15 protein-coding genes, 1 tRNA gene and 1 pseudogene are annotated in these 21,356 nt (G+C 72.9%); 13 read left to right on the plus strand and 4 right to left on the minus strand.

The genetic code is table 11. From position 1 onward, the window contains the following. Positions 1–101: 101 nt before the first annotated feature. Positions 102–1,085 (minus strand): XdhC family protein, encoded by a 984-nt coding sequence (locus tag AB0B01_RS09370; RefSeq protein ID WP_361714798.1) that lies wholly within the window; start codon positions 1,083–1,085, stop codon positions 102–104. A gap of 231 nt (positions 1,086–1,316) precedes the next feature. Between AB0B01_RS09370 and AB0B01_RS09375 the strand changes: the two are divergent. Next, a pseudogene (locus AB0B01_RS09375) lies at positions 1,317–2,710 on the plus strand (alpha/beta fold hydrolase). 106 nt (positions 2,711–2,816) lie between these two features. Next, complete coding sequence (locus AB0B01_RS09380) at positions 2,817–4,988, plus strand: TerD family protein (protein ID WP_361715055.1); 2,172 nt, start codon at positions 2,817–2,819, stop codon at positions 4,986–4,988. 432 nt (positions 4,989–5,420) lie between these two features. Here the strand turns inward: AB0B01_RS09380 and AB0B01_RS09385 are convergent, their stop codons facing one another. Beyond that, positions 5,421–6,764: a CoA transferase gene (locus AB0B01_RS09385; protein WP_361714800.1), complete on the minus strand. Its 1,344-nt coding sequence runs from the start codon at positions 6,762–6,764 to the stop codon at positions 5,421–5,423. Positions 6,765–6,960: 196 nt separating this feature from the next. On the opposite strand from AB0B01_RS09385, the gene AB0B01_RS09390 reads away from it, so the two are divergent. Further along, positions 6,961–7,581 carry a hypothetical protein gene (locus tag AB0B01_RS09390; protein WP_361714803.1) on the plus strand — a complete coding sequence of 207 codons (621 nt, stop codon included), beginning with the start codon at positions 6,961–6,963 and terminating at the stop codon, positions 7,579–7,581. Here AB0B01_RS09390 and AB0B01_RS09395 read toward each other — a convergent pair. Further along, entirely contained in the window at positions 7,574–8,500 is a 927-nt protein-coding gene (locus AB0B01_RS09395) for a hypothetical protein (RefSeq protein ID WP_361714806.1), read from the minus strand. The genes AB0B01_RS09390 and AB0B01_RS09395 overlap by 8 nt on opposite strands. A gap of 230 nt (positions 8,501–8,730) precedes the next feature. Further along, positions 8,731–8,802, minus strand: a tRNA-Arg gene (locus AB0B01_RS09400). Positions 8,803–8,885: 83 nt separating this feature from the next. Here AB0B01_RS09400 and AB0B01_RS09405 point away from each other — a divergent pair. The 10 genes from AB0B01_RS09405 (at position 8,886) to prfA (ending at position 21,313) form a co-directional block, all read left to right on the plus strand. Next, entirely contained in the window at positions 8,886–9,380 is a 495-nt protein-coding gene (locus AB0B01_RS09405; RefSeq protein WP_361714809.1) for a response regulator, read from the plus strand. Between the two features lie 150 nt (positions 9,381–9,530). Then, on the plus strand, positions 9,531–10,475 hold the full coding sequence (nrtL, locus tag AB0B01_RS09410; RefSeq protein ID WP_361714812.1) for an ArgS-related anticodon-binding protein NrtL: 945 nt from the start codon (positions 9,531–9,533) through the stop codon (positions 10,473–10,475). A gap of 19 nt (positions 10,476–10,494) precedes the next feature. Then, a complete protein-coding gene (gene lysA, locus AB0B01_RS09415) occupies positions 10,495–11,886 on the plus strand; it encodes a diaminopimelate decarboxylase (protein ID WP_361714814.1) in 1,392 nt (463 codons plus the stop codon). A gap of 162 nt (positions 11,887–12,048) precedes the next feature. Beyond that, positions 12,049–13,338, plus strand: a complete 1,290-nt coding sequence (locus AB0B01_RS09420) for a homoserine dehydrogenase (RefSeq protein ID WP_361715058.1) — start codon at positions 12,049–12,051, stop codon at positions 13,336–13,338. Between the two features lie 6 nt (positions 13,339–13,344). Next, the gene (gene thrC, locus AB0B01_RS09425; protein WP_361714817.1) at positions 13,345–14,415 is read left to right on the plus strand and encodes a threonine synthase; all 1,071 of its coding nucleotides are present in this window, start codon (positions 13,345–13,347) and stop codon (positions 14,413–14,415) included. Positions 14,416–14,723: 308 nt separating this feature from the next. Next, positions 14,724–15,650 (plus strand): homoserine kinase, encoded by a 927-nt coding sequence (thrB, locus tag AB0B01_RS09430; protein ID WP_361714820.1) that lies wholly within the window; start codon positions 14,724–14,726, stop codon positions 15,648–15,650. Positions 15,651–16,096: 446 nt separating this feature from the next. After that, positions 16,097–18,184, plus strand: a complete 2,088-nt coding sequence (gene rho, locus AB0B01_RS09435; protein WP_361714823.1) for a transcription termination factor Rho — start codon at positions 16,097–16,099, stop codon at positions 18,182–18,184. A 379-nt stretch (positions 18,185–18,563) separates the two neighbouring features. Continuing rightward, positions 18,564–19,667: an LCP family protein gene (locus AB0B01_RS09440; protein ID WP_361714826.1), complete on the plus strand. Its 1,104-nt coding sequence runs from the start codon at positions 18,564–18,566 to the stop codon at positions 19,665–19,667. A gap of 236 nt (positions 19,668–19,903) precedes the next feature. Beyond that, positions 19,904–20,122, plus strand: a complete 219-nt coding sequence (gene rpmE, locus AB0B01_RS09445) for a 50S ribosomal protein L31 (protein WP_030153765.1) — start codon at positions 19,904–19,906, stop codon at positions 20,120–20,122. Between the two features lie 111 nt (positions 20,123–20,233). Further along, on the plus strand, positions 20,234–21,313 hold the full coding sequence (gene prfA, locus AB0B01_RS09450) for a peptide chain release factor 1 (protein WP_361714829.1): 1,080 nt from the start codon (positions 20,234–20,236) through the stop codon (positions 21,311–21,313). Positions 21,314–21,356: the final 43 nt, after the last annotated feature.

A 21,356-nucleotide genomic window follows, 5' to 3' on the forward strand; every position in this document is an offset into this window, starting at 1 on the left:
CGCCCCCGCCGACCGCGGCCCCGGGCGCGGGCGCGGGGGGGCCCCCCCCCCCCCCGCCCGCGCCGCCGGCGGCGGCGGCCGGCGGCGGCCGGCGCCCGGCTCTACCGGAGCGGCCCGTCCGAGTCCCGCAGGGCCCGCATCTCGTACCCCCCGAGCACCGCCAAGACCTCCGCGCAGATCGCCAACGCCGTCTCCGCAGGAGTCCTGGCCCCCAGGTCCAGCCCGATCGGCCCGTGCACCCGCGCCAGCTCCGCTTCGCCCGCCCCGGCGGCGATCAGCCCCTCCCGCCGCCGCGCGGTGGTCTTGCGGGAGCCGAGGGCGCCGACGTACGGGATCCCGAGGGCCAGAGCGGTCCGCAGCGTCGGGACGTCGAACTCCGGGTCGTGGCTCAGCATCACCAGGCAGGCGGCGTCGCGCCGCGCCTCCAGCAGTTCCTCCGCCTCCCCGGCGTCGGCCACCGTCGCGCTCGTCCAGCCCAGCAGCCGGACCTGCGCCGCGATGAGGTCGGCGAGTTCGCCGCCCCCGCCGATCAGCACGTACGGCGCCGACGGGTACGCCTCCACCAGCACCAGCCCGGAATCCCCGTACAGCGCGTCGCGGCCGGGCCGGCGGGTGGCCAGCAGCTCACCGGCCCGGCGCTCGGCGTCGTTCCCGGGCGCGTCGACGGCCCGTACGACCTCGCTCACGGCCCGGTCGGCCCGCTCGTTGAGCCGGGTCACCAGAGCCACCCCGACCCCCTCCCCGAGCAGCTCCCACCACTGCGCCGGGACGGAGGCCAGCGGCTGCAGCAGGATCTCCGCCCGGCCGCCACAGGTCAGCCGCGCCTCGGCGGCCCCGTCGGCCCCGACCGAGACCTCGCACACCCGCGCCGTCGCCCCCGGCTCCCACGCCCCGGCCTCGGCCAGCAGCTCGGCGTCGAAGACCCCCCGGTACAGGTCCCCCTCGCACGCCCCGACCCGCGCATCCAGGAGCAGGGCCCCGGCGGGGTCCCGCGGCCCGAACCCCTGCTCGGCCACCGGCCTGGCCAGGAAGCCCACCCGCCCCTCGGCCACCCACTGCCGCGCCGTCTCCACCAGCTCACGCATCGCGCTGCCCCATCCTCGTCGTCAGAGCCCGCCGCAAAGCACCAGGTCAGCGGCGCAATTGCGGCCTCTCGCCCAACCTACGCACGCTTGCCACCCCTACCCACCCCCCAAAACCCACAGACCCCGACCCCCCTCCCTCGTACGGTCCACCGGACCCGACTTGCGCAACGGCCGCGGCAGAGGTTGTTTCGTAGGAGAAGGCTCAACGCTCCTGCACCGAGGTGGAACCACGTGTTCTTCACCGACCGCGAGGACGCGGGACGAAGACTGGCCACGGCACTGCGCAAGTACGCGCCGGAGAACCCGGTGGTGCTCGGCCTGCCCCGGGGCGGGGTCCCGGTGGCCTTCGAGGTGGCCGAGGCCCTGCACGCCCCGCTCGACGTGGTCGTCGTCCGCAAGCTCGGCGTGCCGTACCAGCGCGAGCTGGCCTTCGGCGCGATCGGGGAGGGCGGCGTACGGGTGATCAGCGAGGACATCGTCCGGCGCGGCCGGATCAGTGCCCAGGCCATCGCCTCGGTCGAGGAGGCCGAGCAGACGGAGCTCACCCGCCGCGCGGCCCGCTTCCGCGCCGGTCGGCCCCGCGTGGAACTGGCCTCGCGTACCGCGATCGTGGTGGACGACGGCATCGCGACGGGCGCCACTGCCGCCGCTGCCTGCCAGGTCGTACGGGCGCAGGGCGCGGCCCGCGTGGTGATGGCGGCCCCGGTGGCCCCGCCCGATGCGGTGGCCCGGGTCGGTGCGGCGGCGGACGAGGTGGTCTGCCTGGCGACGCCGAGCGACTTCTCTGCGGTCGGCCAGTGGTACCAGGACTTCTCCCAGACCCCCGACGAGGAGGTGGTGGCCCTGCTGGCCCGGGCCGCAGCAGGTCCCCCGACGGCGGAAGGGAGGCCGGAGCAGTGACGGAACAAGGAGCGGTACCCGACGAAGGAGCGGTGCCGGAAGAAGGAGCGGTACCCGACGAAGGAGCGGTGCCGGAAGAGGGAGCGGTACCGGGCGAAGGGGCCGTGACGGAAGCGGTGTCGGTCGAAGGCGCAGCCCTCACCCTCCCCGGCGACCTGACCACACCCCCGCACGCCCGGGCGGTGGTGATGTTCGCCCACGGCTCGGGCAGCAGCCGCCACAGCCCGCGCAACCGCGCGGTGGCCGAGGCCCTGAACCGCGCCGGCCTGGGCACTCTGCTCTTCGACCTGCTCACCCCGGCCGAGGAGGCGAGCCGGGCCCACGTCTTCGACATCGAGACCCTGGCGGCGCGCCTCTCTGCCGCCACCGCCTGGCTCCGCACCCGCACGGACGCCCCCGTGGCCTACTTCGGCGCGAGCACCGGAGCCGCCGCAGCCCTGACAGCGGCCGCAGCCCCCGACTCCCCGGTCTACGCGGTGGTCTCCCGAGGCGGCCGCCCGGACCTCGCGGCCCCCCACCTGGCCGCGGTCCGCGCCCCCACCCTCCTCATCGTGGGCGGTGACGACGACCTCGTCCTCACCCTCAACCGCGAGGCCCAGGCCCAACTCCGCTGCGAGAACCGGCTGGACGTCGTCGAGGGCGCGACCCACCTGTTCGAGGAACCGGGCGCCCTCACGGAGGTCTCCGCCCTGGCCACCGCCTGGCTCACCGGCCACCTCCCCTGACGGCCTGCGACCGCCCTGCCCGAGGCCGCCGGCGCACACCCCGCGCCCGCGCCGCGCGTACGAAAACCGCGTGCACCGGCTCGAACACCTCTGGAAGCATGCCCGGATGGTCCACCGCCTCGAACCCCTGGTCATCCGGCACACCCTCCGCCTGCCCGTCCCCTCCGGACCCGCCGGGCAAGGCGCCGTCGCAGCACGGCAGTTCGACGCCGCGCTGATGTCGGTGGGCTTCAAGCTCTCGGCGGCCCTCCTGGAGCGCCTGTCGGGGCTGGCCGAGGAGACGGTCATCGACACCGCCGCGCACACGCTGGACACCGTCCGCGCGATGGCCGGTGACCACGTCCGGCACAACGTCTACTTCGTCGACTTCCCCGCCAACGTGCCCGACACGTTCGACTTCTGGACGCGGTGCATCACCGAGGCGCTCGCCGACGACGCCTCCCGCGACAGCACCCTCGCGCAGCTGCACACCGGTGTGGTCGACCTGCTCACCCTCCCCTCGTACGGCACTTACCAGCACCCGTACGCCGAAGTGCTCGCCGCCCACGACGAGCTGATCGCCGCAGCCGGCGACCGCATGACGGTCCTCCACCCGGGCGGTACCCCGCACGACGAGGCCACCGCCCTGTACCTGGCCCTCGCGGGCAGCAGCACCCCGCTCGGCGAGGAGGGCCTGCGCGATCTGCGCACCCTCGCCGAGTACTGCGTCGACGGCCCCCAGCCCGCGGCGATCCCGGTCCGCGAGACCCGCGCGGTCGTCAACCTCGCCCGCCTCGACGCCGGCGCGGACCTCCTGCTGGACACCGTCACCGACGTGCTCCGCCTGGCCTGCGCGCTGTCCGGCGGCGACGTGACCCTCGTGGAGCCGACCCGGTTCCGCTCACTGACCCGGCCGGTCCGCCGCGCCCTGCTCGCCGGCCTCGACTCCCTCGTGGCGGCGGTCCCCGCCAAGCTCGCCGACGTCACCGCGCACCGCGAGATGTTCAAGCGCCTCGGCGAGCGGCTCCACCCGCACGAGTACCCGCGGTGGCCCCACGCCGCCGACGTGTTCGCCGTGGCCCGCGGCGAGAAGGAGGCCCGGTCCTTCGACAGCCGCCTTGAGGAACTGCTCGGCGCGAAGGACGTCTCCGGGGCCCTGCGGCTGCTGGCGGCCGCCCCGGGCCGGCTGCTGCGCTCCCTGGACCGGCTGCTGCGGGCCTGCCCCACCCAGGAGGAGCGCGACGCCGTCGTGGCCGCCGCCGAGCGGGCCGCCCCGCAGGTCGCCGGGCGGGTCCTGCTGTCGGTCCGCGAGCACTTCCACCACCGCACCCGGGAGACCGGCGCGCGCCGCGTCTTCGTCAACCGCTTCGGCCGTGCCTGGGTCGCCGCCGACACCCGCGCACCCGTACCGCCGCCCGAGAGCGAGCGCCTGATCGCGGCCGTGGACGCCGAGACGCGCCGCCGCCTCCCGGAGCCCGGGCATCTGCTGATCGACCCCGACGTCCTCGACGTGGCGCTGCCGCTCAGCGGCAGGGCGACGGCCGCCGGCCTCGGCGTGCTGCCCCGCGGCTCCCTCTCCCCGGTCGACGGCGAACTGCTGCGGTTCTTCGTGCACTGGAAGCAGACGAGCCGCCGCACCGACTACGACCTGTCGGCGCTGATGCTGGACGCCTCGTACCGGACCGTCTCCTGGCTGTCGTACACGGCCCTCACGGAGGTCGGGGGTGAGCACTCCGGCGACATCACCGACGCGCCGGACGGCGCCTCGGAGTTCATCAACCTGCGCCTGGACGCCGTGCGCGGCGCGTTCATCGTCCCCCAGGTCAACATCTACGCGGGGGAGGGCTTCGAGGAGGTCGAGGAGTCGTTCTTCGGCTTCATGCTGCGCGACGCCGAGCAGCAGGGCCGCCCCTTCGAGCCGCGCACCGTACGCATGAAGTCGGAGCTGCGCGGGCCGGGCAAGGTCGCCCTCCCGTTGGTGTTCCTGCGCGGGAACGACGGCCGCTGGCGCGCCAAGTGGCTCCACCTGTACCTCCAGGGCCACCCGGACGCGAACCGTGTCGAGGGCAACCGGGTGTCGGTCGCCACGCTCGTACGCGGCCTCGTCGAGCGCGACCACCTCACGGTCCGGCACCTCACGGACATGATGGCCGACCGCGCCACGGCCACCACCCTGTGGGACGGCACGACGCTCCCGGACGGCCCCGTCACCTACATCGGCCTGGACCGCCCGGAGGGACTGCACCCCGATTCCCGGATCTTCACCCCGGAAAACCTGCGCGACGTGATCCCCGCCTGACTGCTAGCGTGAGCCTCGGCGAGGCCATGGACGGACTTCCTTCTCACTCCACTGAAACTAGTCCCTCCGCTTTCCTCGCCCTCAACGTCCCGCCGGGGGGTGCCGAAACGGCACCCCCCGCGGCCGTTCCCGCACCGCGCAGCCTGCCTGCCCCGGCCGGGGGAGCGAGCCACCCGGCCCCGGGCCCGGCGGCGGAGCCAAACGGCGAAGTCCGGGCTACAGGGGGCCGGGCGGCGGGCCGGCCGGCGGGACCCGAACCCACCGGCGCCGCCTGCCCCCGCGGGGTCCGAGGCGACCGCCCGGGTCAGTCGGCGGAGATCGGGTCTACGGGCGGAGCCGGGCGGCGGGCCGGGCAGCGAGGCCCGAACCTACCGGCGCAGCCCGGCCGCGGGGTCCGGGGCGATCGCCGGGGGTGGTCGGCGGGGGCCGGGGCTACCGGCGGAGCCACGCCGCGGGGTCCGTCCCCCACCGTGACGGCCCCCGCAGCCAGTCCCCGAAGGGGCTGGCCGCGTAGCGCAGCTTCCCGTACCCCGAGTTCCCCTCCCGCAGCCACGGCTCCGGGTCATACCCCGGCCCCGGCTTCGATACCTCCGCACCGGCCCTCGGGACGTCCCGGACCAGCCACGACGCCGTCCCCGCGAGGGAGAACCGCAGCGCGCACCCGCCCCCGTCCGCCAGCGCCCGCAGTACTCCCGCCGCCACCAGGTACCCCGTGCCGTGGTCCAGTGCCTGCGCCGGCAGCACCCCCGGCTCACCCTCCGCCCCTGCGCACCGCGCGGCGATCCCGTACCCCGCCTGCACCAGCGAGTCGAAGCCGCGCCGCCCCGCCCACGGCCCGCGCCATCCCCACGCGCACAGCTCCGCCACCACCAGCCCCGGCCACCGCTCCAGCAGCTCCTCCGAGCCCAGCCCGTACCGTGCCAGCGCCCCCGGCCGGTACCCCGACACCACCACGTCGGCCTCGGCGAGCAGCCCCTCCAGCACCGCCCGGTCGTCCGCCCGCGCGAGGTCCAGCAGCGCCGACCGCTTCCCGAAGCCGGTGTCCGCGTACGCGTCGTCCGCCTCCGGCAGCCCGGGCGGGTCGATCCGCAGCACGTCCGCCCCGAGCAGTCCGAGCGTGCGGGTGGCGACCGGGCCGGCGATGACCCGGGTCAGGTCCAGGACCCGTACCCCCGTCGCAGGCGGCTCCCCCGGCTCCCCGGGGCCCAGCACCCGCCCGCGCCCCGGATCCGGCCGACGGACCCACTCCACCAGCGGCTGCGGCTCCCCGTACTCCTGCGCGACGGCGACCGCCAGCCCGCCCTCCGCGTACACCAGCTCCTGCGCCTCCACGGCGCTCCGCCGCGCCAGTGCCTCCCGTACCGCCTCCGGGGACGCGGCCACACCGAGCGCCCGTACCAGGGCCGCCTCGTGGTGGGGATAGTTGGCGTGGGTCCGCACCCACCCGTCAGCCGCCCGCCAGAACCCCGACAGCGGCGCGAAGGCGACCGGCGCCCGATCCTCCACGCGCAGGTGCCGCTCACTGACGAACGCCGTGGCCACCGCCCCCTCGTCCACCACCACAGGAGCCGCGTCCAGCGCCGTCCCCCCGGCCCGTACGGCAGCCAACTCGGCCGCCGCGAGCCCGCACACCCCCACGGCGGCCCGCGCCAACTCCCGTACGGGCAGCGGACTCTCCAGCCCACTCCCGCCCCGGTAGCCCACCCGCTCCGCCAACCCGCCCGCCCCACCCAGCGCTTCCCACGCCTGCGCGGTCCCACCGTCCCGTGTCGCCATCCCCCCATGCTGCCACCCCACCTCACACAGGCCGCCTCAGCCCCTCGAAGCCCCCGGACGGCCGCCCCGTCAGGGGCCAGTGACACCGCCGCACGTGTGATGACGCAGTGTCATCGCGCCGGTTCCGCCCTTGCATCGCGCCGCTGTGCGACGTTGGGCACCCCACCCGAGCCGGAGCGGAGGGACCGACACCGTGATGCCGGACATCAGACGCGGCTTCGTCGCGGTGGCACTGCTGACAGCCCTGACCATGACGGCGACGGCGTGCGGCGGATCCGACGACGAGCCCGTCCAGCCCCCCGACACCACGACCACCGACACGGACACGGACACGGACACCGGAACGTCCCCCACCGAGTCGGCGGACGAGGACCTGGGCAAGGTCTTCCCCGGCAGCGACGCAGGCTCCGGCGGTGGCACGACGGCATCCTTGCCGAGGGCGCAGCTGGACGAGCCGACGCAAGGCACCATGGAGCTCGCCAACGACCAGCAGGTTCCTCTGACCGTTCAGCCGCTGAAGCCCACCGCCGAGAGCGGGGAGCTCTCGATCGTCCGGGACGGCTGCACCGGCGTCACCCTTCAGCCCCAGGAGACGTGCAGCGTGCAGGTCAGCCACATCGCCCACGAACCCGGCACGTGGACGGGGACGGTCACCGCTCCGACCGCCGAGGGGCCCGTGTTCTCGGTGACTCTGACCGGGGAGGCCGTCGAAGCCGCGCCGGAGACGACTCCCGAGCCCCCGACGTCGGAGCCCGGTGAGACCCCGGAAACCCCCGACGAGACCGGGACCTCCACACCCGAGCCCGGGCTCACCTGACAGAGCCCTTCATCTGCACCCGGACCGTGCCGTCGTCGTCCGGGAGCACGACGGTCACGGTGTTCTCGTACCCCCCGTAGTAGGGGACGAGGTAGAAGCGGGTCGGGGTCTTCACCAGGAGGCGAAAGTTTCTGTACTGGTATCGGTAAGGCCCGGCCCTGGCACCCAAGTCCTTGAAGTCGATGTCCTTGGCATGGTGGACCAGCGGCAGGCGCGAAAGGACCTCCACGGCCGGGCTCCGCTTCATGCCCCCGTTCGCATCCGCCCTTGCTTGCGCCTCGCCCGCCATCGCCGCGTACCGGGAGACGCCGGAGAACAGGCTCAATGTCAGCAGCCCCAGGAGCAAGGCCCCGGCGACGAGCCACAGCCGGTCGGCGTCGCGGACCTGAGGGTTGCGCCACCCGGAACGGTGCTGCCCGAGGCGCACCTGAATGGCGAAGAAGGCCAGGCTGGCTCCCAGGGCCACCACGAGAGTGGGCAGCAGCCCGCGCGGCCAGCCCGCGGGCAGGAAGGCGAGCAGGTCATCCCGGAAGAACACGGGGTAGCCCCCGACCACCCCCAGGAGCAGGCCCACCGCCAGCAGCGCGCGGTACGCCGTGCGCCGCCGCCCCTCGTTCTCCGGGCGGGCCAAGGCGTGCCCGAGCCAGCCCAGTACGAGCAGGACGGCGAGCCCGCAGACGAGCAGCACCCAGACCGGGAAGAAGACGGCCTGCGGGCTGCGCGCGAGAACGGCCTGAACGGAGATGGGCAGGTCGCTGGGCGGGACGCCGAACGCGCGGTAGTAGGCCTCGTTGTACTGGTTGCCGAAGTAGTAGAGCAGCCCGAGGACGACGGTTCCGGGCGCCGCGACGTACGCCGCCTTGTCCAGGAACGACCTCTGGGGAGGGGCCGGTGGCGGCCGCCGCGCCTTGACGGGCATGAGATCAGTCTGTCCGCGCGCCCCGGGGCCCGCACGCCATGACTGTCCGTCCGGCTGACACCCCGCCGCGTCGCCCCGGCCCTTCACCGAGCCGACCGGGCGTCCATCGCAGGTCTGTCGCGATCAGAGCGTGACAACGACAAAGGCCCGGACTCAGTGGGACTGAGTTCGGGCCTTCATGCTTGGCACTTCAGCTGGTCAGCGGCGTGATCGCGCTGTGTCTGCTGGAGTGCCCCCGGCAGGATTCGAACCTGCGCACACGGCTCCGGAGGCCGTTGCTCTATCCCCTGAGCTACGGGGGCGTGTCGTTCGCGGTGCGGCGACGGGTTGAACACTACCAGCTTCCGCGGGGTGATCAGGAACCCCTTTTGCGGGTGGGTGGGGGGTGGGTCGCCCGGACGGGGTGGAAGTGGCAAAAACCCGGACGCGGGGGCTTAGGCGGACCTACTCTCGAGTTGTGCCAGGCGCCTCGGGCCGGGTGCTTGTTGTCGACGACAACAAGGTCATCCGGCAGCTGATCAAGGTCAACCTCGAGCTGGAGGGCTTCGAGGTGGTGACCGCGAACGATGGTGCCGAGTGCCTGGACGTCGTCCACCGCGTGCGTCCCGACGTGGTCACCCTTGACGTGGTCATGCCCCGACTGGACGGGTTCGGGGCGGCCGCGCAGCTGCGGGCCGATCCGCGGACGCGGCATCTGCCCGTCGCCATCGTGAGCGCCTGTACGCAGCACGAGGTGGAGTCGGGGATCGCCGCCGGGGTGGATGCCTTCCTCGCCAAGCCGTTCGAGCCGGCCGAGCTGGTGCGGGTCGTACGGCGGCTGGTCGAGCGGAAGGACCGGAAGGAGCGGAAGGGCGCCCCCGCGGGCAGCGGCCGGGGGTAAGAGGCCGGAGCCCACCCCGGCTGTTCCCCGCCCCCGCCGGCGTCACCACCGGCCCCCCGCCCCCGCCGGCACCACCACCGCCCCCGTCCTCCCTGTTCACATGGCGAAACCGTTCGCGGGTTGCCAGGGCTTCTCCCCTAGGCTGGGCCTGTGACCCCCGTGGACCTCTCCCGTACCGTCGTACGCGCCGTGCGCTGCGCCGTGGAGGACGGGGAGCTGCCCGCCGCGGCGGGTGTGCCCGAGCGGGTGGTCGTCGAGCGGACCAGGCCCGGGGGAGTGGGGGAGTACGCCACCCCCGTGGCCTTCCAGGTGGCGAGGAGTGCCGGGCGGCAACCCCGCGACGTGGCCCTCGTGCTGGCCCGGCGGCTCGGCGGTGAGCCCGGTATCGAGCGGGTCGAGATCACCGGCGCCGGCTTCCTGAACTTCGTGCTCGCGCAGCGCTCCGCCGCCGAGCTCGTACGCGAGGTGCAGGCCCGGGGACTGCGGTACGGGTACGCCCCCGACGGCGAGCTGCGGGCGCGGGTGGTGGGCGAGGCCGTGGAGAGGATCGCGCGGAGCCAGGGGCTCCGCCCCGCCGAAACGGAACTGCGGGTCGCCCCCGTGGCCCGGCGCGACGCGGACGTCGTCGCCCGCTACGGCGCGGACGCCGCCGCCTGGGCCATGCTGTGCGTGCCGGCCCGGGAGACCCCCGCGTTCTCCCCGCAGCTGCTCGTCCAGGGCGAGGACAGCGAGTTCTTCCGCGTCCGCTACGCCCACGCCCGCAGCCGCGCGCTGGTGCGCAACGCCGCCCGGCTGGGGTTCGCGGGCGAGCCCGGCGATGTCGCCGCCGACGACGCCCCCGAGCTGGTGCGCGCCCTCGCCGACCACCCCCTCGTGCTCGAAGCCGCCGCGCACCACCGCGCGCCGGAGAAGCTCGCGCGGCACCTCGTCGTGACCGCCGATGCGCTGCTCGACTTCCAGTACCGCGTCCTGCCCCTCGGCGACGAGAAACCCTCGGCCGCCCACCGCGCCCGGCTGGCTCTTGCCGAAGCCGCCGGGACGGTGCTGGCCGGCGGCCTGGCCCTGCTCGGCATGGATGCACCCGACTGCCTGTGATTTGCGAAGAGAGATACCGATGAGCCGTTCCGCCCACCCCGCCGGGCCCCGCCACGCCGACGTCCTGCCCGAGGGCCACTACGCCCCGCCGCCCGCCGACCTGAACGCGCTCGACGAGAAGGTCTGGGCCCGGACCGTCACCCGCAACGGTGACGGGGTCGTCACCGTCGGCGGGGTCGAGGTCACCCGGCTCGCCGAGGAGTTCGGGACGCCCGCGTACTTCCTCGACGAAGAGGACTTCCGGGAGCGCTGCCGGGCCTGGGCGCACGCGTTCGGACCCGACGCCGACGTGTTCTACGCCGGGAAGGCGTTCCTCTCCAAGGCCGTCGTGAAGTGGCTCCGGGAGGAAGGGCTCAACCTCGACGTGTGTTCGGGGGGAGAGCTCACCACCGCGCTCGCCGCCGGGATGCCGGCCGCGCGGATCGCCTTCCACGGGAACAACAAGTCCGTTTCCGAGATCACCCGCGCGGTCGAGGCCGGGGTCGGGCGCATCGTGCTCGACTCCTTCCAGGAGATCGCCCGCGTCGCGCACATCGCCCGCGAGCTGGGGGTCCGCCAGCCCGTGCAGATCCGCGTCACGGTCGGCGTCGAGGCGCACACCCACGAGTTCATCGCCACCGCCCACGAGGACCAGAAGTTCGGCATCGCCGTCGCCGACGGCTCCGCCGCCGAGGCCGTGCGCCGGGCGCTGGGGCACGACAGCCTGGAGCTGCTCGGCGTCCACTCCCACATCGGTTCGCAGATCTTCGACATGGCCGGCTTCGAGGTGTCCGCGAAGCGGGTCGTGCAGCTGCTGGCCGCCGTACGCGACGAGCACGGCGTCGAGCTGCCCGAGATCGACCTCGGCGGCGGCCTCGGCATCGCGTACACCCCCGCCGACGACCCGCGCGAGCCGCACGAGATCGCCAAGGCCCTGCACGAGATCGTCGCCCGCGAGTGCGAGTCCGCCGGTCTGCGGGCGCCCCGCATCTCCGTCGAGCCCGGGCGGGCCATCGTCGGGCCCACCGCCTTCACCCTCTACGAGGTGGGGACGATCAAGCCGCTGGAGGGGCTGCGCACGTACGTGTCGGTCGACGGCGGCATGTCGGACAACATCCGCACCGCCCTCTACGACGCCGAGTACGCCGTGACCCTCGTCTCCCGCGTCTCCGACGCCGAGCCGATGCTCGTCCGCGTCGTCGGCAAGCACTGCGAGAGCGGCGACATCGTCGTCAAGGACGCCTTCCTGCCGGCCGACCTGGCCCCGGGTGACCTCCTCGCCGTGCCGGCCACCGGGGCGTACTGCCGCTCCATGGCCAGCAACTACAACCACGCGCCGCGCCCGCCCGTCGTCGCGGTGCGCGACGGCCAGGCCCGTGTGATCGTCCGGCGGGAGACGGAGGAAGATCTCCTGCGTCTCGACCTCGGATGACGCCCATGTTTCCGGGGGAAGCCCCCCGGAGCCCCAAAATGGGTGTCTCACTCAATGGACCGAAGGTGGAAACTGCTGTCCATTGCGTGAGACTGGTTCAGACCTGGAACGCAATACCGCGTACCGGGTGAAGCTGGAAGATCGAAAGGCGTAGGTCGAATGATGCGTACGCGTCCGCTGAAGGTGGCGCTGCTGGGCTGTGGAGTGGTCGGCTCAGAGGTGGCGCGCATCATGACGACGCACGCCGACGATCTGACGGCCAGGATCGGGGCGCCGGTCGAGCTGGCCGGAGTGGCCGTGCGCCGCCCGTCCAAGGTCCGCGAGGGCATCGACCCGGCGCTCGTCACCACCGATGCGACCGCGCTCCTCAAACGCGGCGACATCGACGTGGCCATCGAGGTCATCGGCGGCATCGAGCCCGCCCGCACCCTGATCACCACCGCCTTCGAGCACGGCATCTCCGTCGTCTCGGCCAACAAGGCGCTGCTCGCCCAGGACGGCGCGGCCCTGCACGCGGCGGCCGAGCAGCACGGTCTGGACCTCTACTACGAGGCCGCCGTGGCCGGCGCCATTCCGCTGGTCCGCCCGATGCGCGAGTCCCTCGCCGGCGACAAGATCAACCGGGTGATGGGCATCGTCAACGGCACGACCAACTTCATCCTCGACAAGATGGACTCGACGGGCGCCGGCTACCAGGAGGCGCTCGACGAGGCCACCGCCCTCGGGTACGCCGAGGCCGACCCGACCGCCGACGTGGAGGGCTACGACGCCGCCGCCAAGGCCGCGATCCTGGCCGGCATCGCCTTCCACACCCGGGTCCGGCTGGACGACGTCCACCGCGAGGGGATGACCGAGGTCAGCGCCGCCGACTTCGCCTCCGCCAAGCGGATGGGGTGCACCATCAAGCTGCTCGCGATCTGCGAGCGGGCCGCCGACGGCGAGTCCGTCACCGCGCGCGTCCACCCCGCGATGATCCCGCTCAGCCACCCGCTCTCCTCCGTCCGCGAGGCGTACAACGCCGTCTTCGTCGAGGCGGAGGCCGCCGGGCGGCTCATGTTCTACGGGCCCGGCGCGGGCGGTTCGCCGACCGCCTCGGCGGTCCTGGGCGACCTCGTCGCCGTCTGCCGCAACAAGCTCGCCGAGGCAACGGGGCCGGGCGAGTCGGCGTACACCCAGCTGCCGGTCAGCCCCATGGGCGACGTCGTCACCCGGTACCACATCAGCCTCGATGTGGCCGACAAGCCGGGCGTCCTCGCCCAGGTGGCGACGACGTTCGCGGAGCACGGTGTCTCCATCGACACCGTCCGCCAGCAGGGCAAGGACGGCGAGGCCTCCCTCGTCGTCGTCACCCACCGCGCACCCGACGCCGCCCTCTCCGGGACCGTCGAGGCGCTGCGGAAGCTGGACACCGTCCGCGGTGTCGCCAGCATCATGCGCGTTGAAGGGGAGTAAGGACCCATGAGCAGCAATCGCACCCACCAGTGGCGCGGCATCATCGAGGAGTACCGGGACCGCCTGCCGGTGACGGACGCGACGCCCGTGGTCACGCTCCGCGAAGGCGGCACTCCCCTCGTCCCCGCACAGGTGCTCTCCGAGCGCACCGGCTGCGAGGTGCACCTCAAGGTGGAGGGCGCGAACCCGACCGGGTCCTTCAAGGACCGCGGCATGACGATGGCGATCACCAAGGCCAAGGAGGACGGCGCCAAGGCCGTCATCTGCGCCTCCACGGGCAACACCTCGGCCTCCGCCGCCGCGTACGCGGTGCGCGCCGGGATGGTCTCCGCGGTCCTCGTGCCCCGCGGCAAGATCGCGCTCGGCAAGATGGGCCAGGCGCTGGTGCACGGCGCCAAGATCCTCCAGGTGGACGGCAACTTCGACGACTGCCTGGACCTCGCCCGCGCGCTGTCCGACAACTACCCGGTGGCGCTGGTCAATTCGGTCAACCCGGTCCGCATCGAGGGCCAGAAGACGGCCGCGTTCGAGATCGTCGACGCCCTCGGCGACGCCCCGGACATCCACGTGCTGCCCGTCGGCAACGCCGGCAACATCACCGCGTACTGGAAGGGCTTCAAGGAGTACAAGGCCGACGGCCTGGCCTCCCGTACGCCGCGCGTGTGGGGTTTCCAGGCGTCCGGGTCCGCGCCCATCGTGCGCGGCGAGGTCGTCAAGGAGCCGCACACCATCGCCACCGCGATCCGCATCGGCAACCCGGCCTCCTGGGGCTACGCGCTCGCCGCGCGTGACGAGTCGGGCGGCTTCATCGACGAGGTGACGGACCGCCAGATCCTGGCCGCCTACCGGCTGTTGGCCGCGCAGGAGGGCGTCTTCGTCGAGCCCGCGTCGGCCGCCTCCGTGGCGGGCCTGCTCAAGGCCGCCGAGCTGGGACTGGTCGACCCGGGCCAGAAGATCGTATGCACCGTCACCGGCAACGGCCTCAAGGACCCCGACTGGGCGGTCGCCGGCGCTCCGCAGCCGGTCACCGTTCCGGTGGACGCCGAGGCCGCGGCCGTCCGGCTCGGTCTGGTCTGACCGGGCAAGCCCGCACCGCCCCACCTTGAGTTGCCGGGTCCCGGAGCCTTCCGGAACCCGGCAACCCGGGTCGTACGGCATCAAAGGCCGGCGGCCCCGGAGCAAGGGCAGCGACACGCATCGTGCGCCTCCTGTGCGCCCTATGTCGCGAGAGAACCTTCCTTCGATAGGCTGTACTTACATCCGCCACCGCGCATATGACCGTGGTGCTGCCCACAGGGCCTTCGGGTGTCGTACGTTCTCCAGTACATTCGCAGCGAGCCAGCGAACACCTCGTCTCGCACAGTCACAAGGAGTGTCATCGGACGATGGCCGGTCCAGCGTTCCGCGCCGCCGCCGTACGGGTGCGCGTCCCCGCCAGCAGTGCCAACCTCGGCCCGGGTTTCGACGCCCTCGGCCTGGCCCTGGGGCTCTACGACGACGTCGTCGTCCGGGTGGCCGACTCCGGCCTGCACGTCGACATCGCCGGAGAGGGTGCCGACACCCTCCCGCGGGACGAGAGCCACCTGCTCGTACGCTCCATGCGCACCACCTTCGACCTGCTGGGCGGCCAGCCGCGCGGCCTTGAGGTCGTCTGCGCCAACCGCATCCCGCACGGCCGCGGCCTCGGGTCCTCCTCCGCCGCCATCTGCGCCGGCATCGTCGCCGCCCGCGCGGTGACCATAGGCGGCGAGGCCAAGCTCGACGACGCGGCCGTACTGGAACTGGCCACGGAGATCGAGGGCCACCCCGACAACGTCGCCGCCTGTCTGCTCGGCGGCTTCACCCTGGCGTGGATGGACGGCGGCAGCGCCAAGGCGATCCGGATGGAGCCCGCCGATTCCATCGTTCCGGTGGTCTTCGTGCCCTCCAAGCCCGTTCTGACCGAGACCGCGCGCGGCCTGCTGCCGCGCAGCGTCCCGCACGTGGACGCGGCCGCCAACGCGGGCCGTGCGGCCCTGCTCGTGGAAGCCCTGACCAGGCGTCCCGAGTTGCTGCTGCCCGCCACCGAAGACCGGCTCCACCAGGAGTACCGGTCCCCCGCGATGCCCGAGAGCGTGGCACTCGTGGGCCGACTGCGGGCGGACGGCATCCCCGCGGTCATCTCCGGCGCGGGCCCCACGGTCCTCGCGCTGGCCGACAACGACGCGGCCGACAAGGTCGCGCAGCTCGCCGGTGAGGGATGGGCGGCCAACCGGCTCGCCCTCGACGCCGCGGGCGCGAGCGTACTTCCGCTGGGCACCCCGGCCGGTTAGGCCGCGGACTGCGCAGTGCGGGCGGTGGCCGAAACACGTCCACCGCCTGGGGGCGGCCAGGGCAGGCCGCCCCCGCGGAAGGCGCGATTGCGGGTGATTGAGAGGGGGAATATCTATTGGATCCGGTAGTGTTAGTCTCAAGTGCGCAGCCGAAGCCGCCATGGCTCGGTGCTCAGTGTCCCCATCCGGGACCACCTTTCTTCCGGGAGCCTCCCCGACTGCTTTGATCGCTGCCAGCAGTTTCGAGCACGCTCCGGAATCGGCGTGAACTTCCCACGCTTCCAGCTCGGGGGCCTCTCGCCGGAACCACCATGCACGTTTCTCTCCGCCGTATCTCTACCGGCGGACCACCGCCCCGGCACGGTCCACACGTAGGACCGTTGTCGGACAGCACAACCGGTCGCCGAGCCAGACAGGCCGACGTCCGCTCCAGGGAAGGACCCTTCGTGAGCGACACCACCGATCTGATGGGCGCTGCCGACACCAATGTCGACACCAGTGCCCCCGCCGCGGGCGCCCCGGCTGCCACTGCCGGACGGCGTCGCCGCTCCGGCACCGGCCTTGAGGGCATGGTCCTGGCCGAACTGCAGCAGGTCGCGTCCGGCCTCGGCATCAGGGGCACCGCGCGGATGCGCAAGAGCCAGCTGATCGAGGTCATCAAGGAGGCCCAGGCGGGTGGCGGCAGCGCCCCCAAGGCCACGGCCGCCCCGACCGCCGACGCCGCCGAGGCCAAGCCGAAGCGCCGCGCCACCAGCAAGGCCCGTACCGGCGAGACCGCCGCCCAGGCGCCCGTCGAGAAGCCTGTCGCGCAGGCGCAGATCGAGATTCCGGGCCAGCCGGCCAGCGACGACGCCCCGGTCGGCGAGCGCCGCCGCCGTCGGGCCACGGCCCCCTCCGGCAGCCCGGAGACCGCGGCTCCGGTCGCCACGGCCGTCCAGGTCGAGCAGAAGACCGAGACCGCCGCGGCCCCGACCGCCACCGCGCAGACCGACCTCAAGGCAGAGGCGGCCACCGCCGTCTCCGCGCCCGCCCAGGACGGCGAGGGCCGCGGTCGCCGGGACCGCCGCGACCGCGGTGACCGCGGTGACCGCGGTGACCGTGCCGAGCGCGGCGACCGCCGCGACCGCCGCGACCGCGGCGCCAAGGCCGACGACCAGGGCCAGGCCGCCGCGGGCCAGGGCCAGGGCGGCGGTCAGGGCGGGGGCCGCCAGGACCGCCAGCAGAGCGGCCGGGGCCAGGGCCAGCAGGGTCAGCAGGGCCGCCAGGACAGCGGTCCGCAGGACGACTTCGACGACGAGGGCGGCCGCCGCGGCCGTCGTGGCCGCTACCGCGACCGCCGGGGCCGCCGTGGCCGCGACGAGTTCGCGCCGGGCGAGCCGCAGGTCGCCGACGACGACGTCCTGATCCCCGTCGCGGGCATCCTGGACATCCTCGACAACTACGCGTTCATCCGGACCTCGGGCTACCTGCCCGGCCCCAACGACGTGTACGTCTCCCTCGCCCAGGTCCGCAAGGCCGGCCTGCGCAAGGGCGACCACACCACCGGTGCCGTGCGCCAGCCCAAGGACGGCGAGCGCCGCGAGAAGTTCAACGCCCTCGTGCGACTGGACTCCGTCAACGGCATGGCGCCCGAATCCGGCCGCGGCCGACCGGAGTTCCAGAAGCTGACGCCGCTGTACCCGCAGGACCGGCTCCGCCTGGAGACCGACCCGGGTGTGCTGACGACCCGCATCATCGACCTCGTGTCGCCGATCGGAAAGGGTCAGCGAGGCCTGATCGTGGCCCCGCCGAAGACCGGCAAGACCATGATCATGCAGGCGATCGCCAACGCGATCACCACCAACAACCCCGAGTGCCACCTGATGGTCGTCCTGGTCGACGAGCGTCCGGAAGAGGTCACCGACATGCAGCGGTCGGTCAAGGGCGAGGTCATCTCCTCGACCTTCGACCGCCCGGCCGAGGACCACACCACCGTCGCCGAGCTGGCCATCGAGCGCGCCAAGCGACTCGTCGAGCTCGGTCACGACGTGGTCGTCCTGCTGGACTCCATCACCCGTCTGGGCCGCGCGTACAACCTCGCGGCGCCCGCCTCCGGCCGCATCCTGTCCGGTGGTGTCGACTCGACCGCGCTGTACCCGCCGAAGCGCTTCTTCGGTGCCGCGCGCAACATCGAGGACGGCGGCTCGCTGACCATCCTGGCCACCGCGCTGGTCGACACCGGCTCGCGCATGGACGAGGTGATCTTCGAGGAGTTCAAGGGCACCGGCAACATGGAGCTCAAGCTCGACCGGAAGCTCGCCGACAAGCGCATCTTCCCGGCCGTCGACGTCGACCCGTCGGGCACCCGCAAGGAGGAGATCCTCCTCAACAGCGAGGAGCTCGCCATCGTCTGGAAGCTGCGCCGGGTGCTGCACGCGCTCGACTCGCAGCAGGCGATCGAGCTGCTGCTCGACAAGATGAAGCAGACGAAGTCGAACGCCGAGTTCCTGATGCAGATCGCCAAGACGACTCCGTCGGGCAAGAACGACGACTGACCGTCTTCGCAGCGCACCACCGGGACCGCCCCCGCCGCATCCGCGACGGGGGCGGTCCCGCGTTCGCGTCCGGACCCCGGCCCCGTGCGGATGCGCGTACGGTGCGCGGCGGGCGCGCCTGCGGTTGCGGACGGGTGCGAGCTTCGCCACACCCCGCCGCCGCACGACCCGCGTACGCCGCCACCCGAGCCCGCAGGGAAACCGCAGGCGGGAGGGGGCGCGGCGGAGGGCCCGGCCCGGCCGGCCCGATCGTGGCCACCCGTCGGCGGCCTCCCTGCGCCGTGGAACCCTGAGGGGGCGTTCCGCCGTCTGTGTCAGCGACAGCGGGAGGCCACCGGGCCGGAACCGCCCGGAGACGGCACGCAGGACTGAGGAGAGCATGAGCGAGGACAGCAGCGGCCAGGGCCGACGTGCCGCGGGCCGGCGCCGACGGAAACCGGCGAAGCGCCGCAGAGCCCTCGTGGTCGCCGCGTGGAGCGCCGCGGGCGTCGTCCTCCTCGGCGGAGCGGGCCTCGGCTACGTCTACTTCTCGCTGAACGGGAACCTGAAGACGGTCGACATCGACCAGGCCCTCGGCACCGACCGCCCCCAGGACGTGGACAACGGCTCGATGGACATCCTCGTCCTCGGCTCCGACTCCCGCGGCGGCGCCAACGGAGAGTACGGACAGGACGACGGCGGCTCCGCCCGCTCCGACACGGCGATGATCGTCCACCTGTACGAGGGCCACAAGAAGGCCAGTGTCATATCGATCCCGCGCGACACCCTCGTCACCCGCCCCGCCTGCACGGTCACCGGCTCGAACAAGACCGACCGCGGCGGGCCGCGGCAGATGTTCAACGAGTCGTTCACCATCGGCGGGGCGGCCTGCGCCGTCAAGACCGTCGAGAAGATGTCGGGGATCCGCATGGACCACTACATCGAGGTCGACTTCACGGGCTTCAAGAAGATCATCGACAACCTCGGCGGCGTCGAGGTGACGACCACCAAGCCGATCAAGGACGGCTCCAGCCACCTCGACCTGCCGTCCGGCACCAACAAGCTCAACGGCGAGCAGGCCCTCGGTCTCGTACGCACCCGCAAGAGCGTCGGCGACGGCAGCGACCTCGGCCGAATACAGCTCCAGCAGGCCTTCATCAAGGCCCTGATCAAGCAGGTCAAGGGCATCGGCGTCTTCGACAACCCCAAGCGGCTCCTCGACCTCGCCGACACCTCCACCAAGTCGCTCACCACCGACACCCAGCTCGGCAGCGTCAAGGCGCTCGCGGGCTTCGCCCAGAGCCTCCAGGGCATCGACGCCCAGAACATGCAGATGATCACCCTGCCGGTGACCGCCGACCCCCGGGACCCCGACCGGGTGGTCCCGCTCACCAAGGAGTCCCAGATGGTGTGGACCGCGCTGCTGGGCGAGCAGCCGATCCCGGCCGAGGCCACGGCGAACTCCATGGGCGACAAGGGCAAGGCCGGCGAGATCGTCCGCTAGGGCCCGGCGGCCCCTCGGCCGGGGGCCCTCTCCCCGGGCCCCGCACCCGGCCGCCGCCGGGCTCCCGCCCGGCTCCGCGACCCGCGGAATAGATCCCGAGCCCCCCTGGTTGAGGGGATCGTCCTCAGAATTTTGACAGGCAGCCCGGTCCTGGCAGACTGGTCTGTCGGCCCCGGTTCACGCAGTGCGCAATTCGGCTCCTGCGACCCGGCGCCCTCCCGAATCTAGGAGACACCTTGAAGCGCGATGTTCACCCCGAGTACGTCGAGACCCAGGTCAGCTGCACCTGTGGCGCGTCGTTCACCACCCGCAGCACCCTGACCGAGGGCACCATCCGTGCCGAGGTCTGCTCCGAGTGCCACCCGTTCTACACGGGCAAGCAGAAGATCCTCGACACCGGTGGCCGCGTCGCCCGCTTCGAGGCCCGCTTCGGCAAGGCTGCCGGCTCGAAGTAGCGAGCCCCCGGCGCCGGACCCCGGCTGCACCCTGTCCACACGGGGGCAGCCGGACCGGCGCCTTTGTCGTCCCGCAGCCCTTTTTCGTACTTTTCACCCCAGGAGCCCCCGATGTTCGAGGCGGTCGAGGAACTGATCGGCGAACACGCCGATCTTGAGAAGAAGCTCGCCGACCCTTCGGTCCACTCCGATCAGGCCAACGCGCGCAAGCTCAACAAGCGTTACGCGGAGCTGACCCCGATCATCGCGACCTACCGGGCGTGGAAGCAGACCGGGGAGGACATCGAGACCGCGAAGGAGTTCGCGGTCGACGACCCGGACTTCGCCGCCGAGGTCAAGGAGCTGGGCACGCAGCGCGAGGAGCTCACCGAGAAGCTCCGCCTGCTGCTGGTCCCGCGCGACCCCAGCGACGACAAGGACGTGCTCCTGGAGGTCAAGGCGGGCGCGGGCGGCGACGAGTCGGCCCTCTTCGCCGGCGACCTGCTGCGCATGTACCTGCGCTACGCCGAGCGGGTGGGCTGGAAGACCGAGATCATCGACGCCACCGAGTCCGAGCTCGGCGGCTACAAGGACGTGCAGGTCTCCGTCCGCACCAAGGGCGGCAACGGTGCCACCGAGCCCGGCCAGGGCGTCTGGGCCCGCCTGAAGTACGAGGGCGGCGTGCACCGCGTCCAGCGCGTTCCGGCCACCGAGTCGCAGGGCCGCATCCACACCTCCGCCGCGGGCGTGCTCGTCACCCCGGAGGCCGAGGAGGTCGAGGTCGAGATCAACCCGAACGACCTGCGCATCGACGTCTACCGCTCGTCCGGCCCCGGCGGCCAGTCCGTCAACACCACCGACTCGGCCGTGCGCATCACGCACATCCCGACCGGTGTGGTCGCCTCCTGCCAGAACGAGAAGAGCCAGCTCCAGAACAAGGAGCAGGCGATGCGTATCCTTCGCTCGCGACTGCTCGCGGCCGCCCAGGAAGCAGCCGAGCAGGAGGCCTCCGACGTGCGCCGCAGCCAGGTGCGCTCCGTGGACCGCTCCGAGAAGATCCGTACGTACAACTTCCCGGAAAACCGGATCTCGGACCACCGGACCGGCTTCAAGGCGTACAACTTGGACCAGGTCCTCGACGGCGACCTCGACCCGATCATCCAGGCCTGCGTCGACACCGACTCGGCCGCCAAGCTCGCCGCCGCGAACTGATCCGCCCGCTCCGCCCCCGCACCACCCCCGTACGACAGCAGCC

Source organism: Streptomyces sp. NPDC044571 (assembly GCF_040647115.1).
Classification (GTDB): domain Bacteria; phylum Actinomycetota; class Actinomycetes; order Streptomycetales; family Streptomycetaceae; genus Streptomyces.

Coding starts and splice junctions, on each gene's coding strand:
- AB0B01_RS09370 (WP_361714798.1), bottom strand. CDS start 1,085: ATGCGTGAGCTGGTGGAGACGGCGCGGCAGTGGGTGGCCGAGGGGCGG.
- AB0B01_RS09380 (WP_361715055.1), top strand. CDS start 2,817: ATGGTCCACCGCCTCGAACCCCTGGTCATCCGGCACACCCTCCGCCTG.
- AB0B01_RS09385 (WP_361714800.1), bottom strand. CDS start 6,764: ATGGCGACACGGGACGGTGGGACCGCGCAGGCGTGGGAAGCGCTGGGT.
- AB0B01_RS09390 (WP_361714803.1), top strand. CDS start 6,961: ATGCCGGACATCAGACGCGGCTTCGTCGCGGTGGCACTGCTGACAGCC.
- AB0B01_RS09395 (WP_361714806.1), bottom strand. CDS start 8,500: ATGCCCGTCAAGGCGCGGCGGCCGCCACCGGCCCCTCCCCAGAGGTCG.
- lysA (WP_361714814.1), top strand. CDS start 10,495: ATGAGCCGTTCCGCCCACCCCGCCGGGCCCCGCCACGCCGACGTCCTG.
- AB0B01_RS09420 (WP_361715058.1), top strand. CDS start 12,049: ATGCGTACGCGTCCGCTGAAGGTGGCGCTGCTGGGCTGTGGAGTGGTC.
- thrC (WP_361714817.1), top strand. CDS start 13,345: ATGAGCAGCAATCGCACCCACCAGTGGCGCGGCATCATCGAGGAGTAC.
- thrB (WP_361714820.1), top strand. CDS start 14,724: ATGGCCGGTCCAGCGTTCCGCGCCGCCGCCGTACGGGTGCGCGTCCCC.
- AB0B01_RS09440 (WP_361714826.1), top strand. CDS start 18,564: ATGAGCGAGGACAGCAGCGGCCAGGGCCGACGTGCCGCGGGCCGGCGC.
- prfA (WP_361714829.1), top strand. CDS start 20,234: ATGTTCGAGGCGGTCGAGGAACTGATCGGCGAACACGCCGATCTTGAG.